This window comes from Sphingobacterium sp., from assembly GCF_039596235.1.
Taxonomy (GTDB): Bacteria; Bacteroidota; Bacteroidia; order Sphingobacteriales; family Sphingobacteriaceae; genus Sphingobacterium.
The window spans coordinates 244,794-269,874 of record NZ_JBCNKE010000011.1 but is presented as its reverse complement, the minus strand read 5'-3'; the positions used below and the strand labels follow the sequence as shown (position 1 = coordinate 269,874).

Genomic DNA, 25,081 nt, shown 5'->3' with positions numbered 1-25,081 from the left:
ATTGTTTGGGATTTTTTTTGCACCTTTGCCAAAGGTTAAATAGACTGAAATATTTGAGTTTATACTATGAAAGATACTACAAAAGATACCTTACGTTCGGATTTTGAGAAAATGATGCGCTATTCCTTACAAAAAAATGGCGATTTTGGCTTTAATATATTTGGCGATTATGCCACATCTGTTCTCAATTTCTATGTTGGAAGTTCTATCTTAGCACTAACTGAAAAGCGTGATGCTGCGTTATTTCTTGCAAATCTATACAATGCGGGGATCAAACATGCTATCGATCAACAGGATCTTCAGGAGATTGCTGATGTTCTAGCGCAGGATCCCACCCTCAATTATCAGGTACTGGCACCTATTTTCGACTAATGTTTTGTCCATACAAGGTTGCCTGTTTCATATCCGCATTGCAATGCATACGTTAGAAACTCATTTCTGACCTTTTCGGGAATAGCTGTATCCCTACCCAAAATCCACATATAATCTAGATTGTCTCCGAATATAAGGGCATATTTATAATCCGGGGTTATTTTCACAATATTATAACCATTGTAAAATGGACCGAAGAAGGATACTTTCAACGCGCCTTCGTGCGGGCCATTGACAAATTTGGCTTTTCCAATAGACTGTTTCCATTGTTCTTTTTCTTCTGAATAGCCTTGGTTATTCACACGGATCGTTCCATTTTTATTTTTACTGTATTCCGCCGAAACCTGACTGAGCCCTCGTTCCCAACGGAAGTCCAGCCGGGCGATTTCAAACCACTTTCCAAGGTATTTATCTAAGTCAAAAGGGTCCACTACATCTGGGCGCGATATCACCGGTTTTAATGCATTGTATGCCACAGTTCCCAAAGCCACAGCGGCCAGCAGTAAGAGCGATTTTTTCTTGTCTATATTCATCTTTTGAATTTATTTGTTGATAAAACAACAATTTTAATACCAATATGGTTTAGGCATACCGAGCTATTTTCTTAATTTTGTTGACTTAAAAATTGTATTTGTGTATTCTAGAGAAGAGGTCAAACAATTAAAACAGCTATTCTGGACCAAGTTTGGACAATTCATGTCCCTGCATTCATCTGCTGATGGCGACAAGGTAAATTGGGTCAACTATAAAACAGGGATCAAACACCTGTATTTCAAAATGGATGCCGATAAGAAGTCTGCAAAAATTGCGATCATCTGGTCGCATACAGATGCGGGGATCCGTGCACTGATGGCAGAGCAATTTCTGCAGTATAAAAGTTTGCTTCATGATATTTTAGGTGAGGAGTGGGACTGGGATATGGATGGATACGATGAGTATGGCAAGCCGATCTGTCAAATCTACAAAACATTGGAAGGCCACAGTATTTTTAAGGAAGAAGCGTGGGGAGAGCTGATCGCTTTCTTTAAACCACGAATGGTCGCCCTCGACGAGTTTTGGTCCTCCGCAAAATATGCATTCGATATTTTTAAATAATTATAATTAAATAAATACAACAATGAAAAAAATGATTAAGGGTTTGCTGGCTGTGGCTTTGTGTTTTCAACTTTCATCGGTATTTGCCTGGGGAACTATTGGGCATCGCGTTGTCGCAGAGATAGCCGAACGTCATTTGAGCAAGAAAGCGAAAAAGAATATTGGAAAAATCATTGGACAGCAAAAGTTGGCGTATTGGGCAAACTGGGGGGACTTTATCAAGTCGGATCCTAATCCGGACTTTAAGAAGCTAGGTAATTCCCATTTTATAAATTTAAATTCAAATCTGCCTTGGGCTGAATTTCAACAGGGACTTGAAAATTCGGATGATGAAAATTTGTACAAAACAGCAATCCGTATTGAGCAATCTTTTGCAGATAAAAATATTTCACTGGATCAAAAGAAGCAGAACCTTTATTTCTTGATCCATATCTTGGGGGATGCACATCAACCAATGCATGTCAGCCGTGCAGAAGATCAGGGTGGAAATAAAATAGAAGTGAGTTGGTTTGGAAAAAAATCGAATATTCACCGCGTATGGGACAGTGATCTAGTAGATAATGAGAAGTATAGTTATACAGAATATGCAACGGTCTTAGACGTCAATGGTAAGAAGGAAAACGAACAATTGGCTGCTGGTGAATTGTCTAACTGGTTGTATGAGTCGAATCAGCTTGCCGAAAAGATTTATGCCGATGTAGCTAATAATGCGAATCTATCTTATTCCTATGTTTATCAAAATAAAGATACCATGGAGCAATGTCTGCTAAAAGGCGGTCTGCGTCTGGCAAAAGTGTTGAACCGTATTTTTGGATAAGCTATTTTTAGTATTTTATAGTAAGTCGTATCATATCCTATGGTACGATTTTTTTTGTCTTGATAATTTAATTTTGCTGGATAGAATTTATATAATTTTCTATTTACTTTTAAACAAAGCGTACTGCTTACTTGTTCCATGCGTATCATAAACTTTCTCCATGACTATTCCACAGCTGTTTAAAAAAATTGTTCCCTTTGCGCGGCCTTATCGAAAGCTAATTGTATACACTTTACTTTTGACCGTGGTGGGGTCATTTGCTGCTCAAATCAACGCATTTATTCTGCGGTATACAGTAGATACCATCAATGCTATGATGGTGGCCAATGAGCCATTGTCTAAGGGGCTGTATATCGTCGGGATCATCAGTGCGGTATTGTTGCTGAAAGAAATTATCTATGCCTTGGTGCAGTTTGGCCAAAAATTCTATGGGGAAAAACTCCGAATTTATATTGCACGTGATTTTTCGCAGTCTATTGTGAGCCGCATTTTGACTTATAAACTTGCTTTTTATACTTCAGCAGATAATGAAAGTGGAAAATTAGCTACGCGTATCGATGCAGGCATCAGCTCACTTACACGTTTGGTGCAAAATTTTTTCATTGATATTTTGCCCTTATTTGCCAACGCAGTCATTGCGTTGGTCTGTATGTTCTATGCCAATATATACGTTGGGCTGGTGGGAGTTGCTGTTATTCCGCTATACCTCTACATCAGCCAGACGCAGGCTTCAAAACTAACAGGCTTTAGGCGACAAATGCGTAATTATCGTGAATCTAAAAATAATCGAATTATCAGTCTTATTGAATCAATACTCGTGATCAAATCGTTTGTGCGGGAGCCTGAAGAAGCAAAACGACATGAGAAGATTCAATTTGAGATGACTGAGAATCAGATGGAAACCCGAAAGACGAGCTTCTTTTACGATAGCATAAAGAATTTTGTGGAACAGATTGCAGTTGTTATCATTATTGTATTGACAGCTTATTTGGTGCTATCTGGACAAATTACAATTGGGGCCATTATGTTCCATATCATGCTGTTTAACAATGTCTCGGCACCAATTCGCCAATTGCACCGCATTTATGATGAGGTCAATGATGCCCTGATCTATTCAGAGTCTTTTTTTGAGATCCTGGAATCGGATGATCAGATTGAATCAAAAGGAATTTATCGGCCGGAAAAAATTCAGGGTCATTTGGAATTGCGTCAGGTTTCCTTTGCGTATCCCAATGGGACACAAGCCCTAAAAGATGTCAGTTTTGCTATTAAACCCAATGAAATTACAGCCTTGGTTGGATTAAGTGGTGCCGGGAAAAGTACAATTATCAACTTGTTGGATAAATTCTATGAACCGACAGGTGGGCAGATTTTATTGGATGGTGTTGATTTGGCAGATTATGATACTGCATTCCTCCGGCAACATATTGGTATGGTGCTGCAGCGTAACCATATTTTTAAAGGGACAATATTTGAGAATATTGAATATGGCAAGATGGGAAGTTCACGGGAAGAAATCGTGGAAGCAGCAAAAAAAGCCTATATCCATCAACAGATTATGGAGTTGCCAAACGGTTACGATTCTGATGCACAATTACTTTCTGGTGGACAGCAGCAGCGTATTGCGATTGCACGATTGTTTCTGAAAAATCCGCCCATTATTTTTCTGGATGAGCCCACAGCAAATTTAGACGCCATTGCTACGGAGCAGATTAAAAATAGCCTTGATGCGATCAAGAAAGATCGTACTGTAATTATTGTATCACACAGCATCTCCCAGATTATTGATTCAAATGCAATTGTCGTTATGGAGAAAGGCCATGTTGTTGAGCAGGGACAACATGAGGAGCTTTATATGCATAAAGGTATTTATTATGAGATTTTTTCCGCTATGGCCAATAGCCTGAATTTAAGTAAGATCAGCAAGACCTTACAGGCGGATGAAAATTGATGTCCTATGCTTCCAATCCTTAATTGGCGCGACTATGGAGTATCATGCCAATAACAACGAGCGCAATCCCTACACAGGAGTAACTAGTTGGAAAAGTGGCTTGTAATAGTATTATTTCGCCCAATAATGTAAAGATCACTTCCATGGCTTGTGTTGCTTCTACCGCTGCGAGGGCCTTGTGGTCGGTGCGCACCAGATCTGTTGCTGTAAAGAAGAGGAGTGTGGCGATTACCCCCGAAAAGATCGCAATCATGAAGGTTTGCAACATTTGACCCTCTGTTGGTAATCCACTGTCCATATAGCCGAAGATGCTGATCAGAATCCAAAAAGGCATGCTGCATAAGGTCATGCCCAGTGTGCGTTGGAAGGCATCCAATTTACTTCCCGCTATTTGCATCATTTTACGATTTCCTAAAGGATAGGCAATGGCCCCGATTAATACGGGGACAGTTCCTAATAACATGGATTTGATGGAACTTGTACGTGCTTCGGAAATTTGCATCAATATGATGCCTAAAAAGATAATGATAGAGAACAGGAGTGAAGCTTTGGAAATTCCTTTACGATGTCCTTTTTTTTCCAGCAATGGGCCGATAAACATGCCTGCAATAATGGTAAATTCAAAGGTGCTGGCAACCAACCAAGAAGGGCCAAAACTAGCACCAAATGTAAGGCTAGCATAGAATATCCCAAAACCTATTGTACTCCATAGTATCCACTGCAATAGATTGGATTTAATGGCTTGAAAGAGCGGCGATAAATTACCTCTAACGCCTACGATAACAAACAGGATAGGAAGCATCCAGAGGAAACGTAGGGATGCTGTCCATTGCCAGCTTCCGCCAGAGACAGCCATAACCCGGTTGAGGACAAAGGTACTTGCGAAAAATAATGCAGCAACCATTCCTAAAAAAAGTGCCGTATTTTTATTGTTTTTTATTGTAAATTGGCCTGGCATAAATAAAATAAATGTGCGGTTTATTTAATACAGTGAAAGTAAGGAAATGGCCGTTTAATCGGAAATGAAACAAAAAGTAATTGATTTTTATGGCGATTTTCTCATTTAAAATTCCTTATTTTGCCTAATCAATAAAACAAGTAGTAAGAAAATTCATCAAGATGATTATACAACCAAGAACTAGAGGTTTTATTTGTTTAACCTCGCATCCAGTAGGGGCTGCGCAAAACATTAAAAATCAAATTGAATACGTGAAATCGAAAGGAGAGATCGCGAATGGTCCGAAGAAGGTATTGGTAATCGGTGCTTCAACAGGATTTGGTATCGCGTCCCGGATTTCTGCAGCGTTTGGTTCTGGAGCTGCTACAATCGGTGTATTTTTTGAAAAACCTGCGGCAGAGGGTAAACCGGGAACCGCTGGTTGGTACAATTCTGCAGCTTTTGAAAAAGAAGCCCATGAAGCCGGACTATATGCCAAAAGTATTAATGGTGATGCCTTTTCGGATGATATAAAAAAACAGACTATTGACTTGATCAAAAAAGATCTTGGACAGGTAGATTTGGTGGTTTACAGTTTGGCGTCTCCGCGTCGTACACACCCGAAAACAGGTGTTGCATACGCTTCTGTTTTAAAACCTATACAGGAGCCTTTCACCAATAAAACGGTAGATTTCCATACAGGTGTTGTTTCGGATATTACGATCCAACCTGTGGAAAATAACGAAGATATTGCGAACACGGTTGCGGTAATGGGTGGGGAAGACTGGAAATTTTGGATCGAAGATCTGAAAGCCGCCGGAGTTTTGGCAGATGGCGCAAAGACTGTAGCCTACTCTTATATTGGCCCAGAATTGACTTATCCAATCTACCGCAATGGAACGATTGGCCGTGCGAAGGATGATTTGGAAGGTACTGTACCGGCAATCAATGCGATTTTAAGTGATTTGCATGGTGTAGCTTATGTTTCTGTAAACAAAGCGTTAGTAACTCAATCTAGTTCTGCGATTCCAGTTGTGCCTTTGTACATTTCCTTATTGTACAAAGTCATGAAAGAAAAAGGAATTCACGAAGGGACGATCGAACAGATGCAACGTTTGTTTGCCGAGCGTCTTTATACTGCTGATGGCAATGTATTGCTTGATGACAAAGGCAGAATACGCGTTGATGACCTTGAGATGCGGGAAGATGTGCAGGCAGAAGTTGCTGCACTGTGGGAGAAAGCAAATACGGAGAATTTAGCCGAGATCTCTGACATCGAAGGTTACCGTAATGAGTTTTTCAATTTATTTGGTTTTAATTTTGATGGTATAGATTACAACGCTGACACCAATGAGGTCGTTCCTGTGCCGAGCATCGAAAACTAACATAACGTAGCAATACGAGTGATATGGAAAAGGCTAACGCTATGTTAGCCTTTTTTGTTATTTGATCATTTTATATACATATCCTTTTTGCTTATGTATATTCAATGCATATGAAAGAGCTTCAGGCTAGCTTTGGTTTCTGATTATATAATAAATTGCCCACAATCGCGAAACCTATACCCACAATAATGGCACTGAAAGGGTAGATACTTGTCATGCCAACATTGTTTGCTACAAAGCCGATCAAGGGACCTGTAATTCCAAGTGAAATATCAATAAATAAGCCATAGGCAGCTAATGCCGATCCTTGCTGACTTTGATCCACCTTTTTGATGGCTTCTACACCCAGGGCAGGAAAAACGAGTGAAAATCCCAGTCCAGTCAATGCTGCTCCAAGAAGTGTCCAAAGGGGATGGAGGGCGAGGGCGATAACCAATAAGCCTAATGATTCTACGAAAAGACTGACCAGGGCGACTTTCAAGCCTCCATATTGATCAATAGCCTTATTGAATATAAGTCTTGTTAAAATAAAGAAAATACCAAAAATAGTCAAACATGCAGCACCATTCTGCCAGCTAAAATGCTCGTAATACAGCGTCATAAAAGTAGATATACTTCCAAAACCAAGACCACCCAGCGCTAGACAGGTCCCAAATGGAGTCACAGTCAATAGTACACGCTTAAAACTTACGGCGCTTGCCTTTTTTGCGATCACCCGAAAAGGAATTTTTGACTTGCCGTAAAGATAGCCCAGGATACCAATGGCGCAGGTCAGCAGTCCCAATGACTGATAATTGATATGGTCGGCCATTAATACCCCCAGTGGTGCTCCGAGCGCAAGTGCGCCATAACTTGCGATACCATTAAAGGAGATCGCTTTGGCCGCATGTTCATCGCCGAGCTCCATTAAAGCCCAGTTGATCGGGCTGGCACCGACCAGACCCTCAGCAATTCCGGTAAATAATCTGGTGATCAACAGCAAACTGAGACTGATAAGAGGCTGCGATCTGAATAAGAATACAAATAGGAGTAAGATCCCTGAAAGGGTAAAAAAAAGCATGCTGCGCAATACAGATACTTTTGGACCTTTGGTATCTACGATTTTTCCGGCGTACCCCCGAAGTAAAAAGGTCGCTATATATTGTACACTGATGACCAATCCGGCGATAATTGTATTAAAACCTAATATCTGATGGATGAAAATGGGTAAGGTCGCAAGTGATAAGCCAATTGTGAAATAACCGAGGAAAGTTAAAGAAACATAGCCTAAAATCTTTTTGTTGACCTCTCGAGGAGAAATTGTCATTTTAAAAATTTTAGGCAAAAGTACGTGTTTAGACTTGTTTTTAAAAATAAAATTAGTAGACGACTGTCTCCTTAACCTCACAGTTTTTTTCCAGCCAGGCTTGATCAAATTGTTTCGGAGACACTTTTTTCCCTTGGTAGATATAGTAGACTTTTTCAGATTCTCCCTTTACGGGTGGCCCAGGAATTTTATTGACAATTTTTTCTTCGGGACAATCCTGAATTAGGGACTGTTGCGTATTTTGACGGGTTTTACAGGAAGTGAATGTTGCTAAGATAAGGAGGTACGCTAATTTATTCATGAGTTTAGTTTTATTGTAGTGAATAACGAGACTTTCTTCAACAGTGCGACAGGATTTTATAGAAAAAATGCAACTTTTTAGAAGCAGGTTTGTTGTTATCATGATACGTATCTAATGGACCGAGCGCGTGATTTCTCGGAAAGATTTGCGCAGCCTACAGAGCGATAATAACTATACAATATCAAAAATATAATCATGAGAAGAAAAGCAACAGCCCTATGGAATGGGAATCTAAAAGAAGGTAAGGGAAATCTGACTACAGATAGTACGGTTTTGGACCATACACAGTATTCCTTTTCGACACGGTTTGAAGATGGCGTCGGAACCAATCCCGAAGAGTTATTGGCCGCCGCCCATGCCGGATGTTTTACCATGCAGCTGAGCGCATTTTTAACAGAAGCTGGATTTATACCTGATGAGCTTAAAACGGTAGCTACTATCCTGTTTGAAAATGGTGCAATTGTACGCTCGGAGCTGGAACTATCCGCAAAAGTACCTGCTATTGAGGAATCGGAATTTCAAGCGCTTGCTCATAAGGCAAAAGAAAATTGTCCCGTCAGTAAAGCATTTAGTTTTGAAAAAACGCTACATGCTACTTTGCTGTAGTATTTTGGCGTATAAAAAATACTGTAATCTTCAAATAAATGCGGTGATATTTTAGGATACTTTAAAATATCACCGCATTTTTTCGTAAAAAAGATAAAAAGCTGTTACTTTGAGCATCAGTATGCCGTATTTCCGAATAGGCAGAACTTATAGTGTTGGAAGCTGTATATGCTGTATCGACAAGCGGGTTACGGCATTTAAATAAGATTACTTTGGTACAGAAAAAGAAAAATAAATTGAGCGCTACGGCGTTATTGGAAAAGAATAGGGAAGCAGGCATCGCATTCCTGACGGAGTACGCTACACAGCCGGGAGTGACAGTTTGTCCTTCAGGCTTACAATATAAAATATTGACTGAAGGTGCCGGCAAAATTCCGACAAAGACATCCAAAGTAATCTGTCATTATAAAGGGGAATTATTGGACGGAACAGTCTTTGATAGTTCTTATAAACGTAAGCGGCCAGAAACATTTTATATCAATGAACTTATCCGTGGCTGGCAGGAAGCCATGTGTATGATGTCCGTCGGATCAATATGGCAAGTTGTTCTCCCTCCGCATTTAGCTTATGGAAAGGAAGAGCTATTGCCCCGAAAAGGTGGCGAATGTACCCTGATTTTTCAGATCGAGCTGATTGCTGTTTTATAATAGCGAGTAGGAAATATCTTTTTCAGACGGTAGAGACTAATCTTCTGCGAAAATTATAATGGTTCAAGCATAAAAAACTCCCCAGCAAACGCTGGGGAGTTTTTTATTGGTTTTAGAAAATATAAAACTTATTCTAATTCTTTAATTTTAGCATTGACTTCAGTTGTTTTCGCCTCATCCTGCATAAAAACATAGTAGTTTTTCAGATTCGTTAACGCATCTATGTTTTTAGGTTGTAGAGCAACAGCTTTCTCTAAATAAGGTAAAACAGGTTTTAATTCTGCTTTAATCTTGTCTACCTCTGTATTATATTGCGCTTGCGTCAATTTTCTGTTGTTGTTTACAACATTTAATTTTTCACGGACTTTATTCATCAGCGTAATCGCTAAATTCGTATTTGCCTCAAAGAAATTAGGATCGATTTCTAGCGCTTTTTTGTATGCAGCAATTGCAGCTTCATCATTTTTTGCTGATGCTTGTGCAATACCTAAATAATAGTTTAAGCTTTTGTTTGAAGGATCTTTAGCCAATTGAGAAGTGATCGCATCAATTGTTTCTTTCTCGTGACCTGTGATCAGATTCAACTCGATGTTTTGTGTCATTGCTGCATTGTCATCAGGATAAGCTTCTGCAGCTTTCTTTGCATATTCAAGAGCAGATGTGGTGTCTTGTAACGTTAAATACAATTTAGGCAAATCTACCATAATTGTTTTATGCGAAGAGAAATCTTTTCTAGGGATCAACTCTTTGTAACGTTCGATCGCATTTTTATAATCCTTGTTGGACAATGCCGCTACACCGCTGTAATAAGTCACTAGCGTATCCCCGGGAAGATAAGTCAATGCTTTGGTGAATGAATTATAGGAGTCGGCATATTTTTGTGCCTGGTATTCTTCCGCACCAATATTGAAGTTGTATTGTCCAAGAATTTGCTCAGCCACAGTGATGTTCGCTTTATTAGCGCCATCGGTATCCAATTGTTTTGCCTTAGCAATACCATCTTCTGCAAGTTTTGCCAATTCAGCGGATTTATCTATAGTTGAAAGGTTTGCGTTCACTAAAGCGTATACGGTCCAAGCTTCTGCGTTATCTTTCGTCTTTTCATGAATAACAGCAGCATCAATAGCCTCTTTTGCTGATTTTAGATTTGGTAAGCCTAATTGTGCAGTACCGGCATCTTTTAATTCCTGAAACTTTGCAAGACCAGTTTTTGCCTTTTTTACGTTACCCGTTTGGGCGAAAGAAACTGATGTAGATACAGTACCTATTGCCGCTAATAATAATAGAGATTTTAAATTCATATCTATTTAACTGTTAATTGATTCAATAATAAATTCACCCTGTCCAATTGCAACGCATCATCTATAAGCGTATAATACTTTGCCAATGCTTTTAAGGCATTCACATCATAAGGTTTGATCTCGTTTGCTTTTAATAAATATTCGATTGTCAACTCCTTTATATCTTGGTTTGTCGGATCTTTTAATAACGTTTCGAGATTAATTAAGCCTAATGCAAGATTAGATTGATAGTTATTCGGATCCAATCGTAAGACATTATTATAGTATTCTTTTGCTTTTTTTAGATCATTTGCATTTTCGTAAGAATAACCAGCAATGTAATTCAATTCAACATTTTCAGGTTCCAGACGAATTGCATCAGCGATCACATTTAATATTGCATCATACGAATTATTGGCTGAATACACATCTATTAATCTAAAAAGTATTTGCTTATTCTCAGGGAATATAGCACGTCCTTTCTCTAGAACGTTTAAAACATCCTGTTTAGTACCTCCTAAGCTATAAATTTGTGCCAATTCCAAAAAGTAATTTGGCTTTGGATCTTCAGCTTTAATGAGCTGCTCATAGTAATTAATGGAATTCATATAATCTTTGTTTTTTCCGGCGAGTACGGCAAGATTATATTTCAGATCACGATTTTTAAAACCTAGCGAGTCTATGCGAAGGTAAGCTTTATATGCTTTATCAAATTTCTCATCTTTTAGGGCGACACTGCCTTGATAGGAGATTGCACCGGCAAGATTCTGACGTACATAGTCCATCTCGGCAGGAAAATTCCGTCGCGCTTTTTTGGCATCCAGTAATTTTAACGATTTGATGGATATATCGATAGGGTCTAGTTTATACTGTTGTTTTCGAGTTGAATCCGCAACTGCCAGGGAACTATATACCAAAGCCCTTAACAGGTTATTGTTGACAGAAGTTGTGTCTTTTTTTGTTTGGAATGCAGCGTCAGCAAACTTTCGGGCGTTTTCAAGGTGCTTGAAATCCCCCGTTTTGGTATATAAAGCAAAACTGTTGCTGCCCTCTTTCAGATTTGATTGGGCAGCAACAGTTAAACTACTTGCAGATATTAACAATGATATCAGTAAGTTTTTCATGCAGTTTATTCTTCGTTTGAATCTATGTTTTCTTCAGAAGCTGATCCTTCGTTATCTATTTCTGTTGAATTCTCGATATCGCCGGTCTCTTCATCTGATTCTTCCTCACGATCTACTTTAGTAATGGAAGCAATCTCATCGTTATCTTTCAGATTAATGAGTCTTACGCCTTGTGTCGCACGGCCCATGACGCGTAATTCCTCTACGGCAATCCGGATAACAATACCTGACTTATTGATGATCATCAGATCTTCGGCATCGGTAACACCTTTTATAGCAACCAATTCACCCGTTTTATCGGTTACGTTGATAGTTTTGACCCCCTTGCCACCACGATTTGTGACGCGGTAGTCTTCGATATCGGTACGTTTTCCATAGCCTTTTTCCGAAACCACCAATACGGTCGTTTCTGAATCATTGACACTAATCATGCCAATCACCTCATCACTTTCGGAAGATAGGGTAATACCACGAACGCCAGTTGCTGTACGGCCCATTGGACGAACTGTAGATTCATTAAAGCGGATGGCGCGACCTGAACGCAATGCCATGACAATCTCACTGCTTCCTGTAGTCAAACATGCTTCGATTAATTGATCGCCATCGTTGATGTTGATCGCATTGATACCATTTGCCCGAGGGCGGGAATAAGCTTCCAAAGACGTTTTCTTAATGGTACCTTTTTTAGTACACATGATAATGAAGTTGTTCTCTAAGTATTCCTGGTCTTTCAGGTTCTTTACTAAGATAAAGGCTTTGATTTTCTCTTCTTTCGGAACATTAATGATATTCTGAAGCGCACGGCCACGAGAAGTCCGGCTACCTTCAGGGATCTCAAATGCACGTAACCAGAAACAACGACCCGCTTCGGTGAATAGAAGCATATAATTGTGTGCCGAAGCTGTAATGATATGTTCTGTAAAATCCTCTTCGCGAGTATTGGTTCCGATTGAACCACGGCCACCACGACCCTGACGTTTATATTCAGATAACGGCGTACGTTTAACATAACTGTTGTGGGAGATGGTGATTACGATTTCTTCGTCATCAATAAAATCTTCCATACGCATATCTTCAGCAGAATGTACAATCTGTGAGCGGCGTTCGTCACCATATTTTTCTTTGATCTCAATTAACTCATCCTTGATGATCTTCATCCGAAGATCTTCATCTGCCAGAACAGATTTCAAGTAGTCGATTGTTTTCATCAATTCAGCATACTCTTCTTTGATCTTATCGCGTTCCAGTCCTGTCAGTCGACGCAGGGTCATATCAAGGATCGCACGTGCCTGAAGATCAGATAAACCAAATTTTTCCATTAATCCAATACGCGCATCTTCTGGTGTATCGGAGTTACGGATTAATTTAATGACTTCATCCAAATGATCCAGCGCGATCAGATAACCTTCTAGGATATGGGCACGTTTTTCAGCTTCTGCCAATTCATAACGCGTACGTCTGACAATAACATCATGTCTATGTTCCACAAACTCGTGAATCATATCTTTCAGATTCAGAAGCACAGGTCTTCCTTTAACTAAAGCAATGTTATTGACTGAAAAGGAGGTTTGTAGTGCTGTGTATTTAAATAGGTTGTTTAACACTACATTGGCATTGGCATCACGTTTAATATCGTACACGATACGCATACCCGTACGGTCAGACTCATCACGAATAGCCGAAATACCTTCCAATTTCTTTTCGTTAACCAAATCAGCAGTACGTTCAATCATGTTGGCCTTATTCACCTGATAGGGGATCTCGGTCACAATAATCTGTTCTTTTCCGGATTTGGTCGTTTCTATTTCTGCTTTAGCGCGCATGACAATACGGCCACGACCGGTATTACAAGCATCCTGAACGCCAGCATAGCCATAGATTAATGCCCCAGTTGGGAAGTCAGGCCCTTTAATATGCTGCATCAATTCCGGAACTTCAATATCACGGTTGTCGATGAACGCTATAGTACCGTCAATGACCTCCGAGAGGTTATGTGGTGCCATATTTGTTGCCATACCTACGGCGATACCAGAAGCACCATTAACCAAAAGGTTAGGGATACGTGTTGGTAATACGGTAGGTTCCTGTAGGGAGTCGTCAAAGTTATTTTGGAAATCAACAGTATCTTTGTTGATATCGGATAGCATTTCTTCAGCGATTTTCTTTAATCTCGCCTCAGTATAACGCATTGCCGCAGGAGGGTCACCGTCAATGGAACCGTAGTTACCTTGACCATCCACCAACGGATAGCGTAAACTCCAATCTTGAGCCATACGAACCATGGTGTCGTAAACGGAGGAATCACCATGTGGGTGATATTTACCTAATACGTCACCAACGATACGGGCAGACTTTTTATAAGGTTTACCACTGGTAACCCCTAAGTCCAACATACCATAAAGAACACGTCTGTGTACAGGCTTCATGCCATCACGTGCATCAGGAAGAGCCCGGGATACAATGACCGACATGGAATAGTCAATGTAAGCAGACTTCATCTGATCCTCGATATTGATTGGGATAATCCGGTCGTTTGCCGGAACAAGATTGTTGTCGTTTTCTGTTTCTTCAGCCATATGAATTTGGTTTCAATAAAACTAGTAAGCAAGCCTTTTTACTTGGCTTGCTACGCATGCGAAGTTACAAAAATTTAACCTCAAAAGCGAATGAATTGAACCCTAATATACACAAAAAAGACAATCTTTTATGGATTGTCTTGGTACTTACGCCGTATTGTTTTTATTTCAATTTTTTAAAGCGCAGGCGGATCGAGTTGCCGATGACAATGAGGTCGGAGAAGGCCATGCTTAAAGCGGCGAGCATAGGCCCCAAGAAGCCTACTGCGGCTAATGGGATTGCGATAATATTATACGCGAATGCCCAAAAGAGATTTTGTTTAATGGTCAGCAGCGTGTGATGTCCCACCTGAAGAAGCTTTTCAATTGATTTCAGATCATTGTTCAATAGAATGACTTTTGCGGACTGAATGGCGACATGGGTCGCATCCCCTAGAGAAATGCCGACATCAGCCGCCGTAAGGGCAGGAGCATCGTTGATGCCGTCACCGACCATAGCTGTCGGAGCAGCCTTTCTCAGGTCGGAGAGGATCGCAAGTTTTTCGCTAGGCGATTTTTCCCAATATACATCCGCTATGCCTAGTTTTTGCGCCGTACGTTCGCATTTACTTTGTCGGTCACCACTTAATAAAATTGGTCTGATACCTTTATCTTTTAAATATTGAACAAGCTCCTTTGCATAGGGCTTGATCTGGTCTTCGAGAACGATACCCGCAATGACGACTTCATTGATGGTCAGTGTCAGATCGTATCGGTTGGAATAATCTTTTTTACCAATCTTTGCATTACAGATCGAGTAGCTGTTGCCATTGGTGTCCGTAGCAAATATTCCCTGTCCCTTTATTTCATTGACTTCTTTGAAAATAATGCGGTAAGACTTTATTTCCTTGAGCTGCCTGCGGATGGATTGGGCAATCGGGTGACTGGAATAACTTTCCAGTTGCGCTATAATAGACTCCACCTGGGATTGTTCGATACCAAAGGTCTGAATAGCCTTAATGTTAAAATCGCCGGTTGTCAACGTTCCCGTTTTGTCAAAAACCATCTGTTTGAGCTCGGACAACTCTTCGATTATGCTGCCGCCTTTGATGAGAATCCCTTGTTTGGCAGCCCGACCAAGTCCTACCATCACTGCTGTTGGTGTAGCCAGACCCATCGCACAAGGACAGGACACAACAAGCGTTGCGATAGCATTCATCAGTGCTTGTTGCAAAGGTAGCTGGGCAATAAAATAAACAATAAAAAAGGTGAAAAAGGCGATCGTAACAACAATAGGAACAAAATAAGCGGCTACTTTATCACCAAATTTTTGAATGGGTGGTTTCTTATGCTGTGCATCCTTGATCAACTGAATGATCTGATACAAAACACTTTTAGACCCCACTTTGGTCGCTGTGATTCTGATATTGCCAGCAGTAAGCAGTGTGCCCCCAATAACGGTTTCATATTTTGTTTTTTCGATGGGCAGGCTCTCGCCCGTGATCATGGATTCATCAATCCAACCATGTCCGTCGAGAATATCGCCATCTGCAGGAACCAGGCTGCCTGTATTTACTTTCAGGATATCTCCGAATTTGATCTCTTTCGCGGTGATTTCAATCTCCTGATCATCTACGATTTTAATCGCCTTAATGTCTTGATATTTAACCAGATCTTTGATCGCGGATGTGGTTTTGGTAACAGCGCGTCTTTCGAGTACATTCCCCATAAAAACAAGGGTAATAATGGTCGCACAGGTCTCGTAAAATTGATAATCATGTCCAAGTTTATAATATGTGCCAATAGTACTATAAACAAATGCCGCAGTGGATCCCACGAAGATGAGCACATCCATATTAGGCATTTTATTCCATAGCGAGCGTAGGGCACTATGACCAAAATAAAAACAACCGACTAGATAGACAGGCGTGCAAAAAGCCAGTTGTATATAAGGATCATGTAACAACGGGTGGTTCACAAACATATGACTCCATAATGGAATGGTAAAGAGCAGACAGATCAGGAATTTAAATTCAACTGACTTCCAGAAGCTGACTTTGCTGTCTTTGTCCCTGACGACTCTATAACCCAATGATTCTATTCCTTTAACAAGTGCCGGCACCTGATCCGGAGGAATATCGGAAAATTTCACTTCATCTGAAGCAAAATCAACGTAGATCTCCTTAGCTCCATTATCTTCCAGGTATTTATGGATTGAAATAGCACAATTTGTACAGTGCATTCCGGTTACGTTGAGTTCAGTTTGCACGTTGGATTCCTTCATTTAATAGCATGTAATGTCTTTAAGCAAAGATAGGTATTTCCTGATAATGCTTTTTATCTAAACTAAAATTGTTTAGCTATGCAACATTTTAGTTCCTCCATAGCACAAAAAAATCTTTGGCCACCGTGAAGAAAACGATAAATTTGTTTTTATTTGCACATCATCAATGTTTAAAAATGACGAAAGCGATTTCCATTTCCTTTATTGCCCGGATTATCCTGTTGATTGCGTTGACCGCTTCATTTGTGCAATTCGAGGCTTTTTATAAGCAACGGGAGGTCATCCGCAATATGGCCTACGGACTGAATACTTTTCTGACAGCCAGTGTACTGATTTCGATCGGTCATTTTATCCTCGTGAAGCTTTACAATAGCAGAAATGAACATCAGGTTGTCCGTGGTAACTTTGTGCTGGGAATTACGCGTGTGGCGACCGTGGGAAATGTATTTTTTATCATCGTTAGTTTGATGATTGCTGTCGGTATAAACCCGAAGGATTTTATAACCAGCATGACTATTGTGGCGATGGCGATTGCTGTTATTTTTAGAGAGTATATTACTAATATGATATCGGGACTGATTATTATGTTCTCCGATCAGTTTTCTGTGGGCGATCGCATTAAAATTGGTGAGTATCAGGGCAAAATCGTCGATATTACATTGGCCAATCTGGTAGTCAGGGACGAGGATGATGATGCAGTAATGATTCCGAATAACCTGGTGTTTACAGCAACTTTGGTTAATAAAACTTCACAGAAATCCAATAAAATTGTTGTCAAATTTGAGTTACCCGTGGATCGTGCGGTCGCTGTAGAGGAACTAGAGCGATATTTTAATCCTTTATTTGAAAATAATCCCAATTTGGATCACGGACAGGGATTTTTAGTGAAGATAGCCGACCTCGGCAAAGACTATGTCAAATATAAAGTTGAAGTTAGTACCATATCGTCAAGTAACCGAATTCACCAACAGGTGCAGAGCAAAATTCTCAATGAAGTGCTACAGTTTAAGGAAAGTATCGATTAAATTTTTCTGACCTTCACATTCTTAACAAAATGGTGACTTCCTTTTTCGAGGATCAGATCGGCCCGATAACGGGTTGGTAATATATTCTTGATCAGGTTGGGTTTGTTGATCTCGTTCCAAATATTCACGGCCATGGCATGACTTTCTTCGGGAGACATATCTGCATATTTATGGAAAAATGAAGCCGGATTCTGAAAGGCTGTTGCACGTAGGGATTCAAAACGATTGGTATACCATTCGATAAGGTTTTTCTCACTCGCGTGTACATAGATGGAGTAATCGAAGAAATCCGAAACGAAGACACTATGCCCTTTTCGGGGGCGTTGTGAATTAACCTGCAATACGTTTATACCCTCTACAATAAGGATGTCCGGTTGTTCAATAATTTGCTGCTGGTCGTCAGGCAAGACATCATACACGAGATGACTATAGACTGGAACAGTGATCTTAGGTGCTCCGGACTTGACTGCGGAGAGGAAGTGTATCAATCGTTTTGCGTCGTAGCTTTCCGGAAAACCTTTGCGGTTGAGAATACCCCTTTCGATCAATTGTTGATTGGGGTAGAGGAAGCCATCTGTTGTGACCAGATCAACCTTCGGTTTGGAAGGTAACATACTCAGTACACGTTGCAATACTCTCGCCGTTGTACTCTTTCCTACCGCAACAGATCCTGCGATGCCAATGATATAGGGTAATTTACTCTCTTCTTTGCTAAAAAAACGATTTGTTCGCTGATGCAGGCTCTGGAAACGATCAATGTGAATTTCTAGCAGATGGCTCAAAGGAACGTAAACTTCTTCAATTTCCTGATTGGTCAATGGCTCATTGAGTGCATGTAGATTTTCAAGATCTTCAGCGCTGAAATTGTGCAACATCTTTCCATTTAGATTTTTCCAGTCTTCCCGTTTAATTGATCTAAAGGGAGAGTCTATTGCTATTTGTGGATCCAATTGCATCGCTTTGCTATTTTTATTGAACGTGTAAGTATTCTTGATTCCTGCCTATTCTTTCATCCCTGAGTCCTTTCTGCTCTATTTAAAAGCCAATAAGAACCTTCGGTATCCTTTTGCCGCAATAGCATGGATGCTGATATGAAGATTTTTTGTGCGGACAAATATAAATAGTGTTGTCCGTTATCCCAAGAAACAATTACAAATGATTTGAAGTTATTACAATAGGATTAGCCAAGATTTTATGCACGGGACACTTTTCAGCAATCTTAAATAGTCTCTTTTTTTGTTCGTCATCGAGCTCACCTTTAAAACTAATGTGGCATTGTATATAAGTAGTCTGTTGCTGTTCACTGGTTTGAATTTCATGAGAAAGACGGATTATAACTTCTTCCAGAGGCCAATTTTTTCGGTCAGCGTACATTTTTACTGTGATCGCTTTGCAAGTTCCTAGGGAAGAAAGCAAAAGCGGTGTAGGGTTTATTCCCTGGTCTTGGCCTCCCAAATCCTCGGGTTCATCAGCAATAATTTGGTGTTTACCATATTGCACGGTTGTGGTATAAGGTGTTTCACCTATGGTGACAATAACTTCATTTTCCATTGTCTTGAATAAAATAGTTTTTCTTTAGTCAACGAGATCTTCCAATAAGCCTTCAATAATTAAACTTCCAGTGGCGGGATTTGTGGCCAAAGGAACATTGTAAAGGTCGCACACACGCATTAACATCTGTATATCGGGTTCGTGTGCATGCTTGCCGAGTGGATCGCGAAAAAAGATAATACCATCAACTTTCCCCTCAGCGGCCAATGCGGCGATCTGTGCGTCACCCCCCATAGGGCCACTTAATTTTAATTCCACAGGTAATCCTGTTTGTCGTACATAAGAACCGGTTGTTCCTGTTGCGATGATATTGGCATGTTTCAACAGGTCCTGATGGTCTTTGACAAAAGCAACCATTTCTGGTTTTTTACCATCGTGGGCGATCAATGCAATTGTTTTTTTCATCCGTATCTAATATTTGTTTGTACTTTTTTCGATGTATTTTTTTTCAAAGATCTTAATCCCTGCTTCAACCAATGATAGGCAGTTGATTCTCACTTTGGATCGTTCAAAAGCTGTGAGTTTCATCCGTTTTTATTGCTTACCATGGTTTGTGATCGAATGCTGATGATCGGAAAAGCTATTTGAAAAAGATATAAGAGATAATAATAGCTGCAACAACACCTGCTAATTCAGCTAAAAGCGCACATGGTAGTGCATGTCTTGTCCGTTTTATACCTACAGCACCAAAATAGACAGCAAGTACATAAAATGTTGTTTCGGTGGAACCTTGGATAACACAGGCAACCCGAGCGGCAAAGTCCATCGGACCTTTGGCATTCATCAGGTCAACCATTAGTCCACGGGCACCCGAACCACTTAATGGTTTCATAAATGCAACCGGAAGTGCATCGACAAAAGACGTGTCCAAACCACATAGCGCTATACCTTTGGATATTCCAGCCACCATATAATCCATCGTCCCTGAGGCTCTGAAGACTGCAATGCCGACCAGCATAGCCACTAAGTAGGGGATAATTTTGACTGAAACCTCAAAACCTTCTTTAGCTCCCTCAATAAAGGAATCGTAGACGTTCACTTTGCGGAATAGGGCCAAACCTATAAACGAAGTAAACAGGCTAAATAGGATTACATTACCAAATACCTTACTAAAAACTTCAATTTCAGTCTGCTGTAAACCCGAGAAATAGTATAACAGGCCCCCTATAAATATACACATGGCACTCAAGTAGCCTAAAACGACCCGGTTGAACAAGTTTATTTTTTGGTAGATAGCGACTAGAATCAGCGCGACCAACGTGGAAAAGAATGTCGCAATCAAAATCGGCAGAAAGACATCCGAAGGATCCGGCGCTCCGGCTTCCTTGCGGTAAGCCATAATAGAGATGGGCAATAAGGTTAGACTGGAGGCATTGAGCACAATAAACATAATCTGTGCATTTGTTGCTGTGTCCTTATTGGGATTCAGCTCCTGCAGTTCCTTCATGGCTTTAAGTCCCAGTGGGGTGGCGGCATTATCCAAACCAAGTGCATTTGCTGAGAAATTCATCAGGATAGAGCCTAGAGCAGGGTGGTTTTTCGGGATTTCGGGAAATAATTTATGGAAGAAAGGTCCTACAAGTTTTGCAAAGATATTGATCATGCCACCCTTTTCACCAATTTTCATTATTCCTAAAGCGAAACTCATCATACCAATCAATCCCAGGGAGATTTCAGCTCCGTTTTTAGCACTGTCAAAGATAGAGTTAACAATTTTTTGGAAGATTTCAGTATCTCCAAAAAAGATAAGTTTTACCAGGGCTACGGCAAATGTGATCAAAAAAAATGCAACCCAAACGTAGTTTAATGCCATAATAGATTTAAATATGCGTAAAAGTAACCTTTTAGAACTTATCCATCAACTTGCTCCATGGATTTTTCTTCTTATTCTGGTTCTTTTCTTTAATGAGGTGCTCAACGATATAATCCAATGTGTCTTCATGTTCACTGATCAGCTTGTCGGACAGGGATATGAGCTTCTGGATATTATTTGGCGATGCAGCATCCAGGGAGGCATTGATACTTGACAGGTTTGCCGGTTCCATGCGGATATAGTTCTGCTGTTTACCATTGTTCCTGAATAATTGCTTGATAAAAAATTCGGTGCTTTCAGAGGAAGCACTTGTCATGATATCGACCAGAGCGGGTCCGATTTGGATTGCGAGTTTTTTCTTGAAATGTTCATAGTTGTAGGCGGTCTTTGATACTCCGGTACCCAAAGAAACCATAAACACATCGTTGATCTGTGTACTGTTAAACGCTTTTAACACTTCCAGAAGACCACAGATCGAAGGATTTTGTGCAAATACACCACCATCAATGAGCGGATATCGGGTATTTGATATCGAATATATTTCGGCGACGGGGAAAAAGGTCGGAGCTGCTGAAGTCGCCTTACAGACATCTTTCAGATAAAAGTCGCGTGCTTCACCATGCGTGATGGCCTTTTGCTGCCTGAAAAAATGATTTTTGCGTAGTTCGATATTGTAAGCCGTAATAATACACGGTTTGATGAGATGGCTTAAGCGTGCATTTTGAAAATATTTGTCCAGTACATTTGACAGGGGAACCGAAGAATATAGCTCACTGACCAACCCAAATCCCCCCAGAAAGCGCCTCCATTTAGAGGTGTTGAAAATTTCCGTTCCGTGATTAACAAAAAGGTTTAAGGCGTCGCGCGCTGAAAACTTCGGATGGGTGGGGTTTCCTTCTTCGGGGTAGAGCAAGATGCTTGTCAGAATACCGCCACTGCTCGTGCCCGCAATAAAATCAAAATAGGAGGCAATCCGCGCATTGGGATCCATTGTCTTTTTTTGTAATTTTTCCTCCAGAGCCACCAGTATCATAGCTGGAATAATTCCCCGAATACCACCACCGTCAAGGGCAAGTATGCTCTTCATACGCTAAAGCTATTTTAATTCAAGATACGTAAATATAGAAAATGTTCTCTATTTAGCACATCCATTTGTAGACTGGGTTTTTGTAATAAAATCATCATACTATCGGAAGTGTTAACTGATATATATGTCGACCGTGGGTCTTTTTTGCCTACCATATAAAATGGCAATAACAATTTATTTTTAACCGTCGATGTTGAGTTCTGCAATATTTGGATATGCTGTTTTTGAGCGGGATATTATAAATGTGGGCTAGGGGAGCCGAAATATGAGTTAGTTAAGGAATGATTGAAAGTGAATTGATAGCGAAGTGTATAATCAAAAAAGAGTAGGGGATACAACAAAAAAAGCGTGTCCGAAAAGACCGGACACGCTTCTGATGATTATATTCAATTAGTTAAACCAAGCAAGTACTTCCTCTTTACTTGGCATTGTTATTTCTAGTTTCAATTTTTTACGCATACCGCCCAGGTCATTAAAAACTTTATTTGGGTTAGCGTCTTTCAATGCTTCGATGGTTGTAAAGCCCATTTTTTGCAATGCTGGCACCCACGCTGCCGGAATACCTTGTTCTTCATAATCTTTGACATCAGCAACTTTTGCCACTTTCTCTGGACGCATCTGTGGGAAGAACAATACCTCCTGAATAGAAGCATTATTTGTCAGAAACATAATCAGGCGGTCCATGCCTATTCCCAAACCAGAGGTAGGAGGCATACCATATTCCAATGAACGCAAGAAATCCTGGTCAATGAACATGGCTTCGTCATCACCCTTTTCTGATAGTTTCAACTGATCTTCAAAACGTTCGCGTTGATCAATAGGATCATTTAATTCAGAGTATGCATTGGCAATCTCTTTCCCACAGACCATCAACTCGAAACGTTCCGTTAAGTCTGGATTGTCTCTATGTTTCTTTGTCAACGGAGACATTTCTTTTGGATAGTCCGTGATGAATGTGGGTTGTATATAGTTTCCCTCACATTTAGCACCGAAAATCTCATCAATCAGCTTGCCTTTACCCATTGTTTCGTTGACATCGATTCCCATGCCTTTTGCAGCAATGCGAATTTCTTCTTCAGATTTGCCTGTAATATCAAATCCTGTAAATTCTTTAATGGAATCGGTCATTGAAATGCGCTTGTATGGTGCCCTGAAATCAATCTTATGCTCACCGAATGTGGCCTCAGTAGTACCGTTTACAGCGAGTGCACAGTGTTCCAAAAGGCGTTCCGTGAAATCCATCATCCAGTTATAATCTTTGTAAGCGACATAAATTTCCATCGCTGTAAACTCTGGATTATGCGTACGGTCCATTCCTTCGTTACGGAAGTTTTTGGAAAATTCGTACACGCCATCAAAACCACCTACGATCAGTCTTTTTAAATAAAGTTCGTTCGCAATACGAAGGTATAATGGAATATCCAGCGCATTGTGATGCGTGATAAATGGACGTGCTGCAGCCCCGCCTGGGATTGATTGTAAGACTGGCGTTTCTACTTCCATATAACCAGCGTCATTGAAGAATTGACGCATAGCATTAAAAAGTTTGGTGCGTTTTACGAAGATATCTTTATTGGCTGGATTCACGATCAGATCCACATAACGCATTCTGTAACGTTGCTCAGGATCCGTAAAAGCATCGAATGTTTTGCCATCAGCGGATTTAACCACAGGAAGCGGACGCAAGGATTTGGACAATACGGTAAGTTCCTCCACGTGTATAGCGATAGCTTCGGTTTGTGTGGTGAACACATATCCTTTGACACCTACAATATCACCGATATCCAATAGTTTTTTGAAAACAACATTGTAGAGATCTTTATTTTCATCAGGACATACGTCATCACGCTTTATATAGGCCTGGATACGTCCGGTAGAGTCCTGAATTTCAAAAAAAGACGCACTTCCCATGACACGACGGCTCATGATACGTCCGGCAATGGTGATGTTCTTATAATTCAATTTATCTCTATCGTAGTTTTTTAAAATATCGGCAGCGTGTGCGTTGACGACAAATTCATTTGCTGGAAAAGGCTCGATTCCCATATCCAACAACGATTGCATCGCCTGTCTTCTAAGTTGTTCCTGTTCGGATAATACAGTACTCATTCGATCTGAATAATATTTAAAATGTGAAAATCATGCAAAAATAGCCATTTTTTTCTATTCTTTTTATTGATTTTTTTTGAAAAACCCTGTAGCGAAATACAAGCAGTAACCGTTAGGAAAATAAAAATAGTTAAATAGTGATATTAAGCGGGGACATTCGACTATTTGATTTTAAGTTTTATAATTTTATTTTCGTTATTTGAAGCTTAATATTTAAATAGTTTAAGTGGGAATTATTCAGTCATATTTTTATAACAAGAAGCTATCATCTTTACATGATGCCCTGGAGCGTTGCTTGCGAAATCGTGAGGACGGAAAGGCTTTTGTCTATAAAAAATATTATGGCTATCTCATGGCAATCATTATCCGTTATGTTAAACAAGATGTGGATGCGGAGGAACTTGTGAATGAGAGCTTTGTGCGGATTTTTCGAAAATTGGAATCCTTCAACATGGATATCGATGCAGAGAACCTCGAAAAATCATTTAGGGCTTGGATCGGTCGAATCGCTGCGAATATCTCTATCGATTTTCTGAGAAGTAAAAAACAGGTTTATTCCGTTGAAGATATGGCCGAGGGAGATATGCATACGCCGTCGGTTCAATTGGAGAGCCGATTGGAGGTTAATGAAATTTTAAGTCTGTTGGATCAGCTTCCTGAAATTCAAAAAACTATTTTTAATCTCTATGAAATAGAAGGGTATTCGCATGATGAAATTGCCCAGATGTTAAATATACCTGATAGTACGTCACGTACTTATCTAACAAGGGCAAAACAAAAACTGAGAAAATTATACCTGGACTATACAGGTGTCGTTCAGGAAATAAGATAAATAT

General features: G+C 40.1%; 23 protein-coding genes. 9 read left to right on the top strand and 14 right to left on the bottom strand.

All coding sequences use genetic code 11. The annotated features are described in order from the left end of the window. Positions 1–66 precede the first annotated feature (66 nt). Positions 67–372, top strand: a complete 306-nt coding sequence (locus ABDW32_RS21510; protein WP_343565893.1) for a hypothetical protein — start codon at positions 67–69, stop codon at positions 370–372. Here ABDW32_RS21510 and ABDW32_RS21505 read toward each other — a convergent pair. Further along, entirely contained in the window at positions 369–905 is a 537-nt protein-coding gene (locus tag ABDW32_RS21505) for a lipocalin family protein (protein ID WP_343565892.1), read from the bottom strand. The two genes, ABDW32_RS21510 and ABDW32_RS21505, sit on opposite strands and share 4 nt — an antisense overlap. A 100-nt stretch (positions 906–1,005) precedes the next feature. Here ABDW32_RS21505 and ABDW32_RS21500 point away from each other — a divergent pair, with 100 nt between their 5' ends. The 3 genes from ABDW32_RS21500 to ABDW32_RS21490 all read left to right on the top strand — a co-directional run bounded on the left by ABDW32_RS21500 (position 1,006) and on the right by ABDW32_RS21490 (position 4,235). Then, positions 1,006–1,467, top strand: a complete 462-nt coding sequence (locus tag ABDW32_RS21500) for a DUF4268 domain-containing protein (RefSeq protein WP_343565891.1) — start codon at positions 1,006–1,008, stop codon at positions 1,465–1,467. Between the two features lie 22 nt (positions 1,468–1,489). After that, on the top strand, positions 1,490–2,284 hold the full coding sequence (locus ABDW32_RS21495; RefSeq protein ID WP_343565890.1) for a S1/P1 nuclease: 795 nt from the start codon (positions 1,490–1,492) through the stop codon (positions 2,282–2,284). A 160-nt stretch (positions 2,285–2,444) separates the two neighbouring features. Then, positions 2,445–4,235, top strand: a complete 1,791-nt coding sequence (locus tag ABDW32_RS21490; RefSeq protein ID WP_343565889.1) for an ABC transporter ATP-binding protein — start codon at positions 2,445–2,447, stop codon at positions 4,233–4,235. 19 nt (positions 4,236–4,254) lie between these two features. On the opposite strand, the gene ABDW32_RS21485 is transcribed toward ABDW32_RS21490, so the two are convergent. After that, entirely contained in the window at positions 4,255–5,193 is a 939-nt protein-coding gene (locus ABDW32_RS21485; protein WP_343565888.1) for a multidrug resistance efflux transporter family protein, read from the bottom strand. Positions 5,194–5,354: 161 nt separating this feature from the next. Between ABDW32_RS21485 and fabV the strand changes: the two genes are divergently transcribed. Continuing rightward, complete coding sequence (fabV, locus tag ABDW32_RS21480; RefSeq protein ID WP_343565887.1) at positions 5,355–6,557, top strand: enoyl-ACP reductase FabV; 1,203 nt, start codon at positions 5,355–5,357, stop codon at positions 6,555–6,557. Positions 6,558–6,678: 121 nt separating this feature from the next. Here the strand turns inward: fabV and ABDW32_RS21475 are convergent, their stop codons facing one another. Both ABDW32_RS21475 and ABDW32_RS21470 read right to left on the bottom strand, forming a co-directional pair. Then, a complete protein-coding gene (locus ABDW32_RS21475) occupies positions 6,679–7,863 on the bottom strand; it encodes an MFS transporter (protein WP_343565886.1) in 1,185 nt (394 codons plus the stop codon). 52 nt (positions 7,864–7,915) lie between these two features. Next, positions 7,916–8,164: a hypothetical protein gene (locus tag ABDW32_RS21470; protein ID WP_343565885.1), complete on the bottom strand. Its 249-nt coding sequence runs from the start codon at positions 8,162–8,164 to the stop codon at positions 7,916–7,918. A 195-nt stretch (positions 8,165–8,359) separates the two neighbouring features. Between ABDW32_RS21470 and ABDW32_RS21465 the strand changes: the two genes are divergently transcribed. Together ABDW32_RS21465 and ABDW32_RS21460 are read left to right on the top strand one after the other, a co-directional pair. Next, a complete protein-coding gene (locus tag ABDW32_RS21465) occupies positions 8,360–8,770 on the top strand; it encodes an OsmC family protein (RefSeq protein ID WP_343565884.1) in 411 nt (136 codons plus the stop codon). Positions 8,771–8,925: 155 nt separating this feature from the next. After that, on the top strand, positions 8,926–9,417 hold the full coding sequence (locus tag ABDW32_RS21460; protein WP_343565883.1) for an FKBP-type peptidyl-prolyl cis-trans isomerase: 492 nt from the start codon (positions 8,926–8,928) through the stop codon (positions 9,415–9,417). Between the two features lie 128 nt (positions 9,418–9,545). Here the strand turns inward: ABDW32_RS21460 and ABDW32_RS21455 are convergent, their stop codons facing one another. The 4 genes from ABDW32_RS21455 to ABDW32_RS21440 all read right to left on the bottom strand — a co-directional run bounded on the left by ABDW32_RS21455 (position 9,546) and on the right by ABDW32_RS21440 (position 16,660). Continuing rightward, positions 9,546–10,718, bottom strand: a complete 1,173-nt coding sequence (locus tag ABDW32_RS21455; RefSeq protein WP_343565882.1) for a tetratricopeptide repeat protein — start codon at positions 10,716–10,718, stop codon at positions 9,546–9,548. Between the two features lie 2 nt (positions 10,719–10,720). After that, positions 10,721–11,821: a tetratricopeptide repeat protein gene (locus tag ABDW32_RS21450; RefSeq protein WP_343565881.1), complete on the bottom strand. Its 1,101-nt coding sequence runs from the start codon at positions 11,819–11,821 to the stop codon at positions 10,721–10,723. Positions 11,822–11,826: 5 nt separating this feature from the next. After that, on the bottom strand, positions 11,827–14,397 hold the full coding sequence (gyrA, locus tag ABDW32_RS21445; protein WP_343565880.1) for a DNA gyrase subunit A: 2,571 nt from the start codon (positions 14,395–14,397) through the stop codon (positions 11,827–11,829). A gap of 163 nt (positions 14,398–14,560) precedes the next feature. Next, a complete protein-coding gene (locus ABDW32_RS21440; RefSeq protein WP_343565879.1) occupies positions 14,561–16,660 on the bottom strand; it encodes a cation-translocating P-type ATPase in 2,100 nt (699 codons plus the stop codon). Between the two features lie 176 nt (positions 16,661–16,836). Between ABDW32_RS21440 and ABDW32_RS21435 the strand changes: the two genes are divergently transcribed. Next, the gene (locus tag ABDW32_RS21435; protein WP_343565878.1) at positions 16,837–17,685 is read left to right on the top strand and encodes a mechanosensitive ion channel domain-containing protein; all 849 of its coding nucleotides are present in this window, start codon (positions 16,837–16,839) and stop codon (positions 17,683–17,685) included. On the opposite strand, the gene coaA is transcribed toward ABDW32_RS21435, so the two are convergent. From coaA to lysS, 6 genes are all read right to left on the bottom strand, one after another. Continuing rightward, a complete protein-coding gene (gene coaA, locus ABDW32_RS21430) occupies positions 17,682–18,641 on the bottom strand; it encodes a type I pantothenate kinase (RefSeq protein ID WP_343565877.1) in 960 nt (319 codons plus the stop codon). The two genes, ABDW32_RS21435 and coaA, sit on opposite strands and share 4 nt — an antisense overlap. A 193-nt stretch (positions 18,642–18,834) precedes the next feature. After that, entirely contained in the window at positions 18,835–19,236 is a 402-nt protein-coding gene (locus ABDW32_RS21425) for an OsmC family protein (protein ID WP_343565876.1), read from the bottom strand. 24 nt (positions 19,237–19,260) lie between these two features. After that, positions 19,261–19,641: a methylglyoxal synthase gene (locus ABDW32_RS21420; protein WP_343565875.1), complete on the bottom strand. Its 381-nt coding sequence runs from the start codon at positions 19,639–19,641 to the stop codon at positions 19,261–19,263. Between the two features lie 175 nt (positions 19,642–19,816). Further along, complete coding sequence (locus ABDW32_RS21415; protein ID WP_343565874.1) at positions 19,817–21,049, bottom strand: nucleoside recognition domain-containing protein; 1,233 nt, start codon at positions 21,047–21,049, stop codon at positions 19,817–19,819. 31 nt (positions 21,050–21,080) lie between these two features. Further along, on the bottom strand, positions 21,081–22,136 hold the full coding sequence (locus ABDW32_RS21410; protein WP_343565873.1) for a patatin-like phospholipase family protein: 1,056 nt from the start codon (positions 22,134–22,136) through the stop codon (positions 21,081–21,083). A 390-nt stretch (positions 22,137–22,526) separates the two neighbouring features. Next, on the bottom strand, positions 22,527–24,245 hold the full coding sequence (gene lysS / locus ABDW32_RS21405) for a lysine--tRNA ligase (RefSeq protein ID WP_343565872.1): 1,719 nt from the start codon (positions 24,243–24,245) through the stop codon (positions 22,527–22,529). A 226-nt stretch (positions 24,246–24,471) separates the two neighbouring features. On the opposite strand from lysS, the gene ABDW32_RS21400 reads away from it, so the two are divergent. Further along, positions 24,472–25,077 (top strand): RNA polymerase sigma factor, encoded by a 606-nt coding sequence (locus ABDW32_RS21400; RefSeq protein WP_343565871.1) that lies wholly within the window; start codon positions 24,472–24,474, stop codon positions 25,075–25,077. Positions 25,078–25,081 lie beyond the last annotated feature (4 nt).

What these genes read in the sequence shown, in the direction of transcription:
- ABDW32_RS21450 (WP_343565881.1), bottom strand. Translation starts at nt 11,821, where the DNA reads ATGAAAAACTTACTGATATCATTGTTAATATCTGCAAGTAGTTTAACT.
- ABDW32_RS21510 (WP_343565893.1), top strand. Translation starts at nt 67, where the DNA reads ATGAAAGATACTACAAAAGATACCTTACGTTCGGATTTTGAGAAAATG.
- ABDW32_RS21455 (WP_343565882.1), bottom strand. Translation starts at nt 10,718, where the DNA reads ATGAATTTAAAATCTCTATTATTATTAGCGGCAATAGGTACTGTATCT.
- ABDW32_RS21470 (WP_343565885.1), bottom strand. Translation starts at nt 8,164, where the DNA reads ATGAATAAATTAGCGTACCTCCTTATCTTAGCAACATTCACTTCCTGT.
- fabV (WP_343565887.1), top strand. Translation starts at nt 5,355, where the DNA reads ATGATTATACAACCAAGAACTAGAGGTTTTATTTGTTTAACCTCGCAT.
- ABDW32_RS21420 (WP_343565875.1), bottom strand. Translation starts at nt 19,641, where the DNA reads ATGAAAAAAACAATTGCATTGATCGCCCACGATGGTAAAAAACCAGAA.
- gyrA (WP_343565880.1), bottom strand. Translation starts at nt 14,397, where the DNA reads ATGGCTGAAGAAACAGAAAACGACAACAATCTTGTTCCGGCAAACGAC.
- ABDW32_RS21475 (WP_343565886.1), bottom strand. Translation starts at nt 7,863, where the DNA reads ATGACAATTTCTCCTCGAGAGGTCAACAAAAAGATTTTAGGCTATGTT.
- ABDW32_RS21465 (WP_343565884.1), top strand. Translation starts at nt 8,360, where the DNA reads ATGAGAAGAAAAGCAACAGCCCTATGGAATGGGAATCTAAAAGAAGGT.
- ABDW32_RS21505 (WP_343565892.1), bottom strand. Translation starts at nt 905, where the DNA reads ATGAATATAGACAAGAAAAAATCGCTCTTACTGCTGGCCGCTGTGGCT.
- ABDW32_RS21490 (WP_343565889.1), top strand. Translation starts at nt 2,445, where the DNA reads ATGACTATTCCACAGCTGTTTAAAAAAATTGTTCCCTTTGCGCGGCCT.
- ABDW32_RS21495 (WP_343565890.1), top strand. Translation starts at nt 1,490, where the DNA reads ATGAAAAAAATGATTAAGGGTTTGCTGGCTGTGGCTTTGTGTTTTCAA.
- ABDW32_RS21485 (WP_343565888.1), bottom strand. Translation starts at nt 5,193, where the DNA reads ATGCCAGGCCAATTTACAATAAAAAACAATAAAAATACGGCACTTTTT.
- ABDW32_RS21415 (WP_343565874.1), bottom strand. Translation starts at nt 21,049, where the DNA reads ATGGCATTAAACTACGTTTGGGTTGCATTTTTTTTGATCACATTTGCC.
- lysS (WP_343565872.1), bottom strand. Translation starts at nt 24,245, where the DNA reads ATGAGTACTGTATTATCCGAACAGGAACAACTTAGAAGACAGGCGATG.
- ABDW32_RS21435 (WP_343565878.1), top strand. Translation starts at nt 16,837, where the DNA reads ATGACGAAAGCGATTTCCATTTCCTTTATTGCCCGGATTATCCTGTTG.
- ABDW32_RS21410 (WP_343565873.1), bottom strand. Translation starts at nt 22,136, where the DNA reads ATGAAGAGCATACTTGCCCTTGACGGTGGTGGTATTCGGGGAATTATT.
- ABDW32_RS21440 (WP_343565879.1), bottom strand. Translation starts at nt 16,660, where the DNA reads ATGAAGGAATCCAACGTGCAAACTGAACTCAACGTAACCGGAATGCAC.
- ABDW32_RS21425 (WP_343565876.1), bottom strand. Translation starts at nt 19,236, where the DNA reads ATGGAAAATGAAGTTATTGTCACCATAGGTGAAACACCTTATACCACA.
- coaA (WP_343565877.1), bottom strand. Translation starts at nt 18,641, where the DNA reads ATGCAATTGGATCCACAAATAGCAATAGACTCTCCCTTTAGATCAATT.